General features: G+C 71.3%; 14 protein-coding genes. 6 read left to right on the forward strand and 8 right to left on the reverse strand.

From position 1 onward, the window contains the following. Positions 1-74 precede the first annotated feature (74 nt). Positions 75-1,694: a DUF1552 domain-containing protein gene (locus WMF29_RS00685; RefSeq protein ID WP_437326986.1), complete on the reverse strand. Its 1,620-nt coding sequence runs from the start codon at positions 1,692-1,694 to the stop codon at positions 75-77. Between the two features lie 423 nt (positions 1,695-2,117). On the opposite strand from WMF29_RS00685, the gene WMF29_RS00690 reads away from it, so the two are divergent. Continuing rightward, positions 2,118-2,627 (forward strand): RDD family protein, encoded by a 510-nt coding sequence (locus WMF29_RS00690; RefSeq protein WP_437326987.1) that lies wholly within the window; start codon positions 2,118-2,120, stop codon positions 2,625-2,627. Between the two features lie 148 nt (positions 2,628-2,775). Here the strand turns inward: WMF29_RS00690 and WMF29_RS00695 are convergent, their stop codons facing one another. Next, the gene (locus tag WMF29_RS00695) at positions 2,776-3,165 is read right to left on the reverse strand and encodes a hypothetical protein (RefSeq protein WP_437326988.1); all 390 of its coding nucleotides are present in this window, start codon (positions 3,163-3,165) and stop codon (positions 2,776-2,778) included. 444 nt (positions 3,166-3,609) lie between these two features. Between WMF29_RS00695 and WMF29_RS00700 the strand changes: the two genes are divergently transcribed. Beyond that, entirely contained in the window at positions 3,610-4,014 is a 405-nt protein-coding gene (locus WMF29_RS00700; RefSeq protein ID WP_437326989.1) for a hypothetical protein, read from the forward strand. 45 nt (positions 4,015-4,059) lie between these two features. Here WMF29_RS00700 and WMF29_RS00705 read toward each other — a convergent pair whose 3' ends face one another. The 5 genes from WMF29_RS00705 to WMF29_RS00725 all read right to left on the reverse strand — a co-directional run bounded on the left by WMF29_RS00705 (position 4,060) and on the right by WMF29_RS00725 (position 8,541). Then, positions 4,060-5,976 (reverse strand): hypothetical protein, encoded by a 1,917-nt coding sequence (locus WMF29_RS00705; protein ID WP_437326990.1) that lies wholly within the window; start codon positions 5,974-5,976, stop codon positions 4,060-4,062. Between the two features lie 48 nt (positions 5,977-6,024). Further along, a complete protein-coding gene (locus tag WMF29_RS00710; protein ID WP_437326991.1) occupies positions 6,025-7,134 on the reverse strand; it encodes a hypothetical protein in 1,110 nt (369 codons plus the stop codon). A gap of 85 nt (positions 7,135-7,219) precedes the next feature. After that, entirely contained in the window at positions 7,220-7,642 is a 423-nt protein-coding gene (locus tag WMF29_RS00715; protein WP_437326992.1) for a hypothetical protein, read from the reverse strand. A gap of 27 nt (positions 7,643-7,669) precedes the next feature. Further along, positions 7,670-8,290 carry a hypothetical protein gene (locus WMF29_RS00720; RefSeq protein ID WP_437326993.1) on the reverse strand — a complete coding sequence of 207 codons (621 nt, stop codon included), beginning with the start codon at positions 8,288-8,290 and terminating at the stop codon, positions 7,670-7,672. After that, positions 8,287-8,541 carry a YdeI/OmpD-associated family protein gene (locus WMF29_RS00725; RefSeq protein ID WP_437326994.1) on the reverse strand — a complete coding sequence of 85 codons (255 nt, stop codon included), beginning with the start codon at positions 8,539-8,541 and terminating at the stop codon, positions 8,287-8,289. Before WMF29_RS00725 ends, WMF29_RS00720 begins: the two co-directional genes overlap by 4 nt. Positions 8,542-8,705: 164 nt before the next feature. Here WMF29_RS00725 and WMF29_RS00730 point away from each other — a divergent pair, with 164 nt between their 5' ends. The 4 genes from WMF29_RS00730 (at position 8,706) to WMF29_RS00745 (ending at position 11,837) form a co-directional block, all read left to right on the forward strand. Next, a complete protein-coding gene (locus WMF29_RS00730) occupies positions 8,706-9,614 on the forward strand; it encodes a hypothetical protein (protein WP_437326995.1) in 909 nt (302 codons plus the stop codon). A gap of 2 nt (positions 9,615-9,616) precedes the next feature. Beyond that, positions 9,617-10,393 (forward strand): hypothetical protein, encoded by a 777-nt coding sequence (locus tag WMF29_RS00735; RefSeq protein WP_437326996.1) that lies wholly within the window; start codon positions 9,617-9,619, stop codon positions 10,391-10,393. Then, positions 10,390-11,292 (forward strand): DUF692 domain-containing protein, encoded by a 903-nt coding sequence (locus WMF29_RS00740; RefSeq protein ID WP_437326997.1) that lies wholly within the window; start codon positions 10,390-10,392, stop codon positions 11,290-11,292. The genes WMF29_RS00735 and WMF29_RS00740 overlap by 4 nt, the downstream gene beginning before the upstream one ends. Before the next feature lie 212 nt (positions 11,293-11,504). Next, a complete protein-coding gene (locus tag WMF29_RS00745; RefSeq protein ID WP_437326998.1) occupies positions 11,505-11,837 on the forward strand; it encodes a hypothetical protein in 333 nt (110 codons plus the stop codon). 103 nt (positions 11,838-11,940) lie between these two features. Here the strand turns inward: WMF29_RS00745 and WMF29_RS00750 are convergent, their stop codons facing one another. Next, positions 11,941-12,657: a Uma2 family endonuclease gene (locus WMF29_RS00750; RefSeq protein WP_437326999.1), complete on the reverse strand. Its 717-nt coding sequence runs from the start codon at positions 12,655-12,657 to the stop codon at positions 11,941-11,943. Positions 12,658-12,704: the final 47 nt, after the last annotated feature.

The raw sequence follows: 12,704 nt of genomic DNA on the forward strand, positions 1-12,704 counted from the left end.
GACCGGGCCCAGCTGTCAAGCCCCGGGCCTGGGGAGCTCGCCCTGGCGCGCGACAGGCCAGGGGACGAGACCGCTCAGGAGCTCGCCCTGAGCGCGTCGAACTCGCCCGGATCGTGGATGGTGGGGGGATTGGTCCCGCCACCGATGAAGTCTTCCGTCCGGTCGTACATGCCGTAGTGGGTCACAGGCGCCGAACCACCCGGTGCCGGGAAACCATCCGCCCCTGCCTTGACCCCGAGGGCGTTCATCAAGTTGCAGAAGTACTTGTTGATCGGCGCGTTGGCGAGCGACGGAGCGGTCCCCGTTTCCTGGGACATCGCGTCGACCTGGTCCAACGTGCCGTCGGCACACGTGATCTCGCTGTTGCCGGCGGTGAGATCGGGCGAGCCGTCATCGACGTTCACGGCCCAGCCGGTCTTGAAATAGCCGCCGGCGCTGCCGACCTGGACGATCGGCAGGTTGTTGAGGTTGCGGGCGCAGCCGTCCGACGCGTCCTGGAACCAGACGGCCGCGCAGTTGTCGAGGAGCGTCCCGTCGCCCTCGTCGATACGGTTCAGCTGCCCGATGAGGTGGGCGAACTTCCTCGCATAGTAGTCGTCGATCTTGAGGATCATGTCGATCACACCGGGGACGCAGGTGCCCGTCATGCCCGCGTGGTCCAAGCGACTCGCGAGACCCGCGGCCTCCTGCGTCAGGCCGAGCCCCCCAAAGGTGTAGGCCGCGGGGTACTTCAGGAAGATGACGGGGTTCGCGTTGCACGCCGCCGCGAGCACGGCGAGGTTCGAATAGAGGTCCGCTCCGTCCAGGCCGTCTGAGATTGGCTGCGTCAGCTTGTCCGAGTAGTTCGCGTTGCTCACCAGGTCGATGTTTTCTTGCGTCACGCCGAGCGCCGTGGCGAGGGACGCGTTGCACTGCGAAGGAACCACCACGTTTCCTGTCGCGTGGAGGAGCTCCTTCCAGGCTGCGAGCTTCCGCTTGTCGGTACGGCTCATGTCGAACCGCTCGAGCGTCTGCAGATCATCCCTCACGATGTCGAGGATGCTCTTGCCGCGCATCGCCGCGTAGGTGTCCGGAGATGTCGGCTTCCCCGCCTCGAAGAGGCCCGTGAGGCTGCTGAAGGCCTGCTGCGCGTCGAGGGCCTTGAAGAGGGTCTCGGCGGCGGAGTAGGAGATCGCCGACTGAGAGTTGTCATTCCCACCAATCGTGTTCATGAGCAAGGGAGTGCCTTGCGGGCTGAGCTGTCGTGCGATGACGTGGTCCAGCGAGGGGCCGGTCGGCATGGCGTAGAACTTCGTCGCCGTGTTGAAGCTGAACGGGTCGTTGCTGTTGGGAGTGACCGGGTGGCAAGTGAAGTACGACCCGTTCACCTGCGTGTTTTCATCGTTCCCCTGCCCCCGAACCATCGTCGCCGTCCACTCGTTCATCGCGCGGATGCCTCGGGGCATGAGGAGCTTGTCGACGTAAGGCGCCAGGTGCTTGAGCGTCGTCGACTCGAGGTCCGCGGCGGTGAGCGGCCCGTGCGACTTCTTCGGGAACCACCGCGTCGTGATGCAGCCATAGTGCGTGTACATCACGATGAGCCGCTTCGGTGGCGTGGCCGGCTGCGCCATCACGGTGCGGTCGAGGATCGAGCCGAGGAACGGCGCCGCGACGCAAGCTCCGCCCAGCCCCCGGAGGAAGATTCTTCGGTTCACGCGCTTCGCCATGGTCGTACTTTTCCTGCCTCGGTGGAGGCAAACGCCCGGCTGACACTCGGAACGCCGTCGGATGCCCGCGTTTGCCACGTCTCCATCACCCCTACAATGCCCGCGGGCCCGTGAACGTATTTGGGTTTCGCTCGGCCGGGCGCGTTCTTCGAGCGGAAGGATGCCCCGCGATCGCCGCTCGACGCGGCAGCCCGCCACGTCGCCGCAGTCCTCGAGAGCGCACCGGTCGCCCTTGCGATCCGTCCACACTCCGAAGACCGACGCCGGTTTGATCGTTCATCGCCGGGTCGAAGGGGCTGTCTTCACGCCGCCGCATACGGGGCGTAGCATGCGCTTGGGCGCGTCGACTCCACGGCAGTCTGCCCTCGAGCGCTGCGCCGCGACGTCATCCAACCCGCATGGAGGGGTCTCATGAATTCTCCGACCGCGCAGCCCGCCGAGAGCTACAACCCCTACGAACCACCCAAGGCAGACGCCTCTGCGGGGCTGCGACCGGAGGAGCGCTCGCGGTTGCGGCTCGCGAGCAGCGACAGGCGGCTCGTGAACCTCGTCGTCGATTACATGGGATTGATGCTGTTCACGTTCCTCGTGGGCGTGATCTTCGGGCTCCTCGGAGGCGCCGAGGTGTTCGAGAAGATCAACGATACATTGCTCGGCCTCGTGATGATGTTCGCGTACTATGCCTCGATGGAGGTGATCTTCGGCGCCACGCCTGGCAAGCTCGTCACTGGCACGCGGGTCGTGATGGAGGACGGCAGCCGCGCCGGCCTCGGTCGGATCGCGCTCCGCACCCTGTGCCGGTTCATCCCCTTCGAGGCGTTCACGTTCCTGACGCGGCGGGGCCGCGCGCCCGTGGGCCTGCACGACCGGCTGTCGAAGACCCGTGTCATCCTCGTGCGCGGCTCTGACGACGCACGTTGAGAGGCGGTTCGCCCGGCTCCAGCGGGGACGAGGCGTGTCTCCGGCGGCCGGCGGCGTGCGTGGTGCCTGTCGCAAGAATGCGGTCGTCTCGCCGTAGCCTCACGGCGTTCGCGGCGCGCGCGCTTTCGTCGCCTCTCGAAGGTGCAGGTCAGGGGAGGGGCTGCTTGCGAAGGCGAGCGAGAGCGCGAGAGCACTGGAGGGCCATGGCGCCGAACCCGACAAAACAGACACCGACGTCAGACCAGCTCCGGAGGTCGAGGGCGTCGACGCGCACAAGCAAGAGATACGCGAAGGCGAGGTTGGCCAGCGCCCAGGCGACGTTCACCGCCGGCGGCGACAACCCCTTGAATGGCGGTGATGCGAACGGGGTCTGCAACGGTTGGCCGGACACGCCGGCGATCAAGTGGGGGAGCGCATTGGCGAGGAACGCCCCACCGAAGAAGTACGCGAAATAGACATACCAGGGCATGGTGATCTCCTCGAGCTGTTCGAGCGGAGCCTGCTCTCCCGTCAAGAAGTACGCTGTGGCGGCTTTCACATGCAAGGAAGAAGACCGGGCCACCCCGGACCGTCGAGTGGAATCGTCTGGACTTTTTCCTGTCTCCTGCCCGATCACGAACAGCCGATGCCGTCCGCGCGCGTCAGAGGATGACGCACGCATCAGGCGTGGCGTGAGCGCGGCGGCCAGCGCCGCAGCGTCCTCTCACGTCCGGGATGGGCAGGCTCACCTGCCACAGGGTGTCACGTGACACCCTTGTGGCGATGTGTCACCCGCAGCGCTCCCGCCCGAAGGCTCGAGCAGGCGCCCGGGGGCTCCGCGCGCGCGCCTCCCCGCAGCGGAGGCGGGCGGCGCGCGACGAGGACGAGGCCCGGCCCTCGCGGTCCGACGCGAGTTCGCCTCTGGCCTGCCGGTTGCTGAGGTCCCTGCGCGAGCGAGCCGTCGAGGTGAATCGACGGCCGCAACACCACAGGAGGACTCGCCATGATGATCCAACGACATGTGCTCATTCGCCGGACCTTGATCGCCGCTGCCCTCGCGTTGCCCATCGGCGCTGCGATCGCCGCGGGCGCGCCGAGCGACGCGGTTGCCGGCTGCCAGATCACGGTGAGCGTGCACAACTCCGGCAGCCAGGCGTTCACGGTCGACTGGGACGAGAGCAAGGTGAAGGTGTCCGGCGGCACGTGGGACAAGCTCGCGAACAACTCGTCCGAGCTGGTCGGCGCCGGTCAGACGAAATCGGTCGTCTACGGGGCGCTCTTCAATTGCGGAGCGAATCGCCGGTACCAGATCCACACGACCCAGGGCGGCGACGAGGAGACGACCTATTTCCCGGGCGTCAGCTCCTGGACGACGGACCAGACACCCACGATCAACATCTCGATGTGACGCTGCCACGAGCGCGGTCCGGGCCCCTCGCGCGGTGGGTCGACGTCAGCGCGCGAGGAGCGCGATCGCGTCCTGGATCCCGGCGTGGGTCAGCCGCACGCGGACGTCGAGGCGGGCCGCGCCGGAGCCGAGCACCTCGGAGGTGACGGCGAGCGGAATGGCGACCCCGCCGCGCGCCGGCAGCGCCGCGAGCGCGGCGAGATCCTTGGCGACCTTGTCCAGCGCCTCCGGCGTGTCGCCGTTCGCCGCGAGCAGCGCCAAGCCGGCCAGCGAGAAGAGCCCGCCGGCCAGCGTCCCGCGCCTCCGCAGCACGTCGATGTCCGGCGCCGCGCCGAGCGTGCCGTCGTCGCGCCCCGGATCCACCGCGACGCGCAGCCGGTCCACGAGGGCGGCGTCGTCCTCGCCGATCCCGAACCACGTCCGCTGGCCGGCGGGGACGACGTAAAGATGGGTCGTGTGCGCGGGCGGGGCGTCCTTCGTGAGCGGCTTCGAGCGGAGCTCGACGTGGAGCGTCCCCGCGGGCAGCGAGGCGGGCGCGCGGACGATCGCGTGCGTCGTGCGCTGCTTGTCCTCGTCGTCCTTGCGAGCACCGTCCTTCGGCGCGCCCCCGGGCTTGCCCGCGGCCTGCGTGCTGTTTCCGTCCTTCGGCGCGCTCCTCTTGAGCTTGTCGAGCTCATCGCCGCGCAGGAGGAGCTCCTTCACGCTGGAGATCCACGTCGGCGCCGGCTCCTCGACCGAGGCCAGCATCCATCCCTGGAGCGCGAGGCGCGCCGCCTTTTGCGCGCGCTGCGCGCCCTTGTCGCGCTGGTAGGCCGCGAGCGCCTTCTCCGCCGCCGCGCCGTTCGCGCCCGCGCCGAAGACGAAGGGGCCGCCCGTGAGGGCCAGGGTCTCGAGGCGATCGAGGACCTGATCGAGCCGCGCCTCGTCGTAGCCGTCGTCGATCATGTCGTCGCGCAGCGCCTTGAAGACGGCCTCTCGCAGCGGGGTGAGCTCGGCGCGCGACGCGCCCTGCGTGTGGAAGGCGACCGCCGTGTCGGCTGGGAGGCGGAAGAAGGCCGGCGGCGGCGCGGCGTCCTGCGCCGCCGCCGGCGCGAAGGCCAGCGTGAGGGGCGAGCGCCGGCCCGCGAAGCGCAGCGTGAGGCCGACCTCGACGTCCGCGCGGCCCCACGTGAGGTCGACGTTCAACCTCTCGATGTCGCGCAGGAACCCCGCGGCGAGCTCCTGGCCCAGCGCCCCCGCGTGGCCGTCGTCCTCGTCCGCGCCGTCCGCGCCGTTCGCCTCTTCCACGGCCTGGCGGAGGGTCCGCTCCGAGAGCTCGATCCGCGCGTCCGCGTCGAGCGGCTCGCGGGCCACGACCTGGACGAGGTAGGCCGCGGCGGTCTCGATGTCCTCCACGTCCGTGCCGCAGAGCAGGCGCGCGCCATCCCGCCGCTCGCCGGGATCGAACGCGCAGGCCCAGGGCGGCGCCTCGTCGTCGGGGTCGGCGTCACGCGCGCGCTCGACGCGCAACAGGCCCGGGTGCTCCTTGAGCTCCTTGAGCGCGAAGCGATCGGCCAGCCGCGGCACGTCCTGCTCCGCGACCGACAGGGAGGCCACGGCGTGATTGCCCATGTTGCCCAGGAAGGCGACGTCGAGCGGCCTCTCCAGATCGACGATGTCGGCGAGCTCCGGGCCCGCCGCTTGCGCGATGACCTTCGTGGGGTCCGTCGAGCCCATGGTGAACACGAGCGCGCTGCTCGGCAGGATCCGCGCGACGTTGTCCCAGGTCCGCTTCGGATGGGCGATCCTCAGCACGAAGGCGAGCTCCTTCGGCGCGGTCGCTGGCTGCGCCGCCGCGACCGCGGGCGCGGCGACGGCGGGGCGCGGCGCCGCGAGCAGCGGCGCGTCAGGGGCCCGCTGGGGAGCCGGAGCGCCGGCGCACGCGGTGAGGAGGGCGATCGGGAGGAGGGCGGCGCGCTTCATGGAGGCGCCGATCGTCGCGCTCGAACCGGGCCCCTGGCAAGCGGGGTGTCACTTCGGGAGCTTCATCACCGTGCCTGCGGCGCTGTTCGTCCAGTAGACGCTGGTCGCGTCCACGGTGATGCCCAGCGGATGATCTTGCCCCGTCGCGAGCGTCTCGGGATCGCCGCCGCCGATGGGCACCTTCTTCACGCTGCCGTCGTCGTTCGTCCAGTACACGCTCTCGGCGTCGATCGCGAGCTTCCCGGGGTTGCGCTGACCCTCCGCGAGCGCGACGGGGCTGCCGCCCTCGAGCGGCGCTTTCATCACGGTGCCTCCGTCGTTGGTCCAGTAGACCGCGGCGGCGTCCACGGCGATGTCCTTCGGCTTGAGCTGCCCCTCCGCGAGCGTGACCGCGGCGCCGCCCGCGACAGGCACCTTCATCACCGTGCCTCCTTCGTTCACCCAGTAGACGTGGGTCGCGTCGACAGCGACGCCGAGCGGGGAGTCTTGCCCCTCCGCGAGCGCGACGGGCGAGCCGCCCGCGATAGGCACCTTCATGACCGTGCCCTGGTCGGCGCTCGTCCAGTAGACGTTCTCGGCGTCGATCGCGATTCCCATGGGGTATGTCTGCCCGTCCGCGAGGATCGTGTAATCGCCCTCGAACGACGCGCTCACGACGACCTCGAGGCCGGAGTCCGTGAAGTAGACCTGGCCGGAGGGGCCGAGCGTGATGCTCTGGGGGGCGAACGGCGGGTCTCCCTCGAAGAGGAACGCCGCATTGCCGCCGCGGACCGGCACCGTCATCACCTGTCGAGCGACGGGATCGACCCAGTACGCCGTGGTGTCGTCGACCGCGATGTCCGTCGGCTCGACGCCGCCCGACGCCAGGAGGAGGGGCTGGCAGCGCGACGCCTCGCACGGCGCCCCCAGGCAATAATGGCCGCAAGCGCCGCAGTGCTCAGGATCGGAGGTCTTGTCCACGCAGGCGCCGGCGCAGAAGGACAGGCCATCCTGGCAGCCGGGCGCGTCGCCCCCGGCGCCCGCCGCGGCCACGGCGTCGCCTCCGCCCCCGCCGGCGGTCCCCGAGCTCGTCGCATTCGAGCTCTCAGGAGTGAAGTCGCGATCTTCGGGGCTACACGCGGACAAAGCAAGCACGCTCATCAGGAGGAAGCGGTTCATGGCGCGTAGTGTACACGGAACGCGGGAGCACGTCGGGCCCGCCTTGGAGCGCTCGCGATGGTCGCTGCTGTCGGTCGCTGTCGTGTCAGCGGGCCAGCGCCACGAGCGACTCGGGCATTCCGAGGTCGACCAGGGTTGGTCGCACGAGGGAGAAGAGCTCGAGCCAGATGCGATCGAACTCCGCCTCGAGCGGCGTAGCGGTCCTCCCCGATACCGACCGGCGACGTTCGATGGCCCCATCTCCGGTGCGGCACCGGACGTGCCGGACAGGAGCGTCGTCGAGCGCCCACCGCTGGAGCTCCTCGGGGAGCTCGCGGAGCGCGCGACTGAGCCTCTCGAAGGCTTGCGAGGTCAACAAGAGATCGTCGCGTGTCCCGGTCCGCTCCTCGGGGCCCGACGGCCCGATCCAGTGGCACCTCACCGCGCCATGGCCGCCCACGCGCAGCGTGGCCTCCCAGCCGGCGAGCGACGCGGAGAAGCCGGGGACGAACGCGAGGTCGATCTCCATGAGCACCGGCTCTATGGCGGGCGCGCCTCAGCGCGCCGGAGGCATGCCCGTGTCGTCGAGCGCCGGCCAGGCTGGCCGGAGCGGGAGGACGAGCGCATCGAACGGCGCGGGCAGGGATAGGGAGATCGCCGCGTGCAAGCAGAACTCCCGGCCGGGCCCGAGCACCATCTGGCGCATCCACAGGCCGGCGCTCGCCTGGTTCAGCGCGGGCGCGAGCCGGTCGAAGAGCTCACCGTAGGACACGCCGTCGGGTTTGCCGAACCAGTGGGCGTAGCCGGGAGCGTTCAGCGCTGCTCCGCCTCTCAGGCGATACAGCCCGCCGGCCCCGCCGCTCGCGACCGCGGCCGCCGCGTCGTGCGGCGCCGAGCGGCTGGCGGAGACCGCGGCCTCGTTCAAGGCGCCGAGCGCACCGAAGTCTTGCACAAGGTACCAGTCCTCGTAGACGTCGCCGCCGCCGGCCGCCCAGGGGGCCCCGGAGAGCCCGACGCTGAACGACCGGAGAAAGCCCGGCGCGGGCGCCGCGGCGAGCGCCGCATGGAAGGCTCGCTGCCGGCGCTCGTACTCCTCCGCAGGGGTCTCGGGTCGTCTCCAGTGCCAGAACACATAGGCCAGCACGGACTCGCTGTTCCCTTCCGCGGGATAACTCACGTCTTCTCCGATGCCGGATGCTTCATGTTCATGTAAACACCGCCGGCTTCGAGCTCATCCAGCATCTGGCGGAGGCGCTTGTCCCTGGTCTCCTGCCGCTTCGCCTTGTCGATCCATCCGATATAATCGTTCTGCTGGTACGCGGGGCGGGCCCTGTAGGCATCCATCAAGCCACGCTCGTTCAGCGCGTTCTCGACGAAATCGGGGATCGGGTGCCTGGGCCGTCTCAGGCCTGACGGGTCGGCGCTCATGACTTCCTCTTTATACCGATGCACGGCGTGGAGGTGAAGCCGAGGGTCGAGCCCCTCGCCGCTCGGGGCTCGCCCCGGGCGCCCCACGGGCGGGGCGCGCCCCTTGGTGGTCGATGAAACTTTCACCCCCGTGGGGCGTCTCAGCTCCCTGGAGGTTCCGCCCGATGCCCAGACGTCGTGGTCTCTTCCTTGCGTTCTCCCTTCTTTGCCCGGCGCTGCTCTCCGCCGGGTGTTCCCAGCCGATCGACGCTCCGGACGCGACCGCGTACGTGCTGCTCGATCCCGCAGCCCGCGCTCGCTGGACCGTGGCCAGCGACGGCTGGCAGGGCGCGCCGATCCTGCCGGTCGCCCTCGACGTGGAAGAGACGGCCGTGCTGCGCGGCCCGGAGGGCGCGGCGCGGATCGCGCTGCGCGGGGGCATGCTCGCGCACGTCCGCGGCGCCGAGGGCGAGATCCGATGGCTCGCGCTGGGGGAGGAGGCGCGGGACGACCGCCTGACGCTGCACGCGAGCAAAGCGGCCGCTGCGGCGCTCGCGGCGCTCGTCGGCGGCGAGATCTCCCGGCGCCGCGACGGCATGTGGACGCTCACGGCGCCGGACCTGCTGGAGCGTGGCTCCTTCCTCGATCCGCCCGAGGGCGTGATCGAGGCCCTGCCCGACGCGCAGCGCGATCCCGGCGAGCCCGCCGCGTTCGCACCTTCGGCGGCGCAGGACGCCCTGGACGCGCTCGCCGCGGTGCCGGCGGCCGCCAGAGGCGGCGCGCTGGAGCCTGGCAGCGCGGAGGCGGAGCTGGTCGGCCTCTATGCCGCGGGGCTGCGGACGCTCCTCCTGGACGCGTCCGGGGGCTTCACGCTCGAGGACCGCTGCTCTGGCGAGGTGGTCGCGACCGGCGCGTACTCGGCCGCGGGCGATCGCGTGATGCTGCGATCCGCGGGGGCGGCGTCGATCGTGCTGGACCGGGATCGGGATAGGCTGGTGCAGCCGGGCGGGTCGGCCTTCGCGCCGCTCGCGCCCGAGCCCTCGGGGCGCGGCGAGACGGAGAGCGAGCTGCTCGGGAACGGCGGTGAGGAGTGACCATGAAGCGCAGGCATTTGCTGGGAGCGACTGCAGCAGGGCTCGCGGCCACCGCGTGGCCCGCGTTCATCCGCGACGCGTTCGGCGACGGCGCCGCGTGCGACGAGAAGGGGACGAAAGCGGCGGCCTCGGGGTCGCTGGTCCAGGTCTCGGCCGCGTTCCGGCGCGCCCGGCACGCGAACAGGGCGCTGCTCGTCTTCGTCATCCCTGCCGACGACAGCGCCAAGTGGGAGCGCGGCCATGCGTTCGGCGAGCTGCTCAACTTCGGCGCGGACGGGGATCTCGCGCCGCTCGCGGGCGTCGAGGTCGTCTGCGCGACCATGGCGGATCTGAAGAAGCTCGTGCCCGGCGCAGGCAACGGGGAGCCGCTCCTGGTGGTGGTCGGGACCGACAAGGTGCCCGTCGCCGCGACGCAGCTCGACGTCGCGCTCCCGAGCTACGACGGAATGCGCCGCATGGCGGCCGGGGGCCGGGAGGAGCAGCTGAAGCACGACGAGCGCATCGCTGCGCAGCGGATCGGCGCGCTGGGCGCGCTGCTCCGGAAGGGCCTTGGCGACGACGCACGCAATGTGGAGGCCCGGGCCGCGAGCGTGCGCGCGCGGCTCGTGAAGGCGCCGCCCGCGGGCGCGCACTGGGCGATCGCGAGCGGCTGCGGGATCGACGTCGAGGGGGCCAAGGACAGCGGGCTCATGGCCTGCGGCATGGGGCACGTGCCCTCCAAGTCGCGGCGCTTCCTGTACTTCTTCTCGGTCGAAGGGCGCGGGGCATCCACGCGTTGATCCCGATCGGCCTGACGCTCCAGCCCGACGCGGCGTTCCTCGACCTGCTGGCCGAGGTGATCCTGCGCGACGCCGACTACTACGAGGTGGCGCCCGAGACGCTCTGGCGCGTCCCGGACGCCGCCGAGGCCGATCTCCAGGAGAACGGCTTCCACCGCCGCTTCGCCGAGCTGGCGCGCCGGTCGGACCGGCCGTTCGTCGCCCACGGCGTCGGCTGGTCGCTCGGCGGCGCCTCGGCCGCCGACGCGGGCCGGCGCGCCCGCTGGCTCGCGGCCCTCCGGCGCGACCACGCGATCTTCCGCTTCCGCTGGTACACCGATCATCTCGGGATCAGCGCGCCCGCCGGGCTTTCGGCCGGTCTGCCGCTCCCGATGCCCATGAGCGCGCACGGCGCCGCGGTCGCCCGCCGCGCGCTCCGGGCGATGCAGGCCGTCGTGGAGGACGTCGGCGTCGAGAACAGCGTCAGCTACTTCGTGCTCGGCGATCCGCTGGACGAGCCGCGCTTCCTCGAGCGCATCCTGAGGGCGCCGCGGACGCACCTGCTGCTCGACCTGCACAACGTCCACACCATGGCGGAGAACTTCGGCTTCGATCCGGCCGAGTACGTGGCGCGGCTCGATCTCGCCCGGGTGATCGAGATCCACCTCTCCGGCGGCGGTCCGAGCGATCCGGGCTGGCTGCCTTCGGGCCGGGTGTTGCGGCTCGACGGTCACGACGACGCGGTGCCGGAGCCGGTGTGGCGCCTCCTGGACGAGGTCGCGCCGCGCTGCCCGAACCTGCGCGGGGTGACCCTGGAGCGCATGGAGGGCACGGTGCACGGCGCGGACGACGCGGCCGCCGTGCGGGAGGAGCTCCGCCGCGCGCGGCGCGCGCTCGACCGGCGCGGGAGGCGCAGGTGACGCGCGCAGCCGGCGGAGGGGCAGCGGGGCGCGCGGCGCGTGGCAGGGCAGCGGAGGCCCGCGGCGGGGCAGGGGAGGCCGGCGGGGCAGCGGAGGCCCGTGGCGGGGCAGGGGAGGCCCGTGGCGGGGCAGCGGAAGGCCGGGCGGCACGGCCGGCGCGGCTGAGCGGGGCGCAGGCGCACGCGCGTTACGAAGCGCTCGTTGCCCGCGCGATGACCGCCGAGGATCCCGTGGCCGCGCTGCGCGCCGCGGCCGAGGATCCGGCGCTGCCGCCCGCGCTCCGGAGGGCGCTGCTCGGCGCGGACGAGGACGGCGTGAGGATGTCGGCGCTGCTCGTGGCGCGGCTGCGCTTCGAGCGGCTCCTGCGCGGCTCGCCCGAGGCCGAGGCGTGGTTCGACCGCGATCCTGCGGAGTTCAGCGCCGCGTTCCGGCGCTACCACGCCCAGGTGCCTCCCACCGCCTTCTTCCCGCCGGGCGAGGCCCGCCTGTTCCGCCGCTGGATGGAGGCGCCCTCCGCGCCTGCGCGCGCCCGACGGCCCCGATGACCAGTGGGCGTCAGCAGCGCTTCCTCGCACCCCTGCCGGGTGTCAGCAGTGCTTCTTGGCCTCGTCGGAGATGGTGAGGTTGACCCGGTGGATGCCGACGGGGTCAGCCGCCTCGTCGGCGCAGCTCGGCCTCGAGCTCGGCGATGCGCCGCTCCGCAGTCGCGCGGGCGGCCTCCTCGGCCTCGGCGCGGGCCTGCTCGGCCTCGGCGCGGCGTCGCTCCGCCTCCTCAGGGGTCGGGACGAGCTCCGCCCCGTCGGGGGTGCGGGCGAGACGAAGCGCCGCCGGCTGGCCTGCGGCAGGGACGATGACCCAGTGCAGATTGAGCACGGTGCACGGGCTGCGTTCCCCTTCGACGACGCGCTCGATCAGATCGCCGTCGATGCGATCCCAGACCCGCAGCCGCTCTCCTGACGCGGCGTCAGGATCGAACGCGACGAGCTCCAGCACGCCGAGCTCGTGGTACTTGCGGAGCTTGTCGGCCCACGTCTGCGGATCCGAGTCGTGCTCGCTCACGATCTCGACGGCGAGCTCAGGGGCACCACGCTCCCACGTCTTCCAGGAGCCGAACGGCGTGTCAGGGGTGTCGAGCCGGACAAAGGCGTCCGGCGCCAGACACCGGCTCGGATCCGACGCGGACCAGTAGACGAACTGGTCGGATCCGATCGACGCGCGATCCGCGAAGGTCTTGAGCACGACATAGAGCAGGGTCCTGATCTCGAGGTGGCGCTTGGTCTCCGGCACGAGGGCCTCTTCCGGGAAGTGGAGCGGGGAAGGCGCGCGAACGTGGCGGAGCCGGCGCGCGAGCGCGGCGTGCTGCATGGGGACAGTATCCACACGCCGTGTGTGTACGTCGACCGCGACGCGGC

This window comes from Sorangium sp. So ce381 (genome assembly GCF_051473845.1).
In the GTDB taxonomy this organism is placed as follows: Bacteria; Myxococcota_A; Polyangia; order Polyangiales; family Polyangiaceae; genus Sorangium; species Sorangium atrum.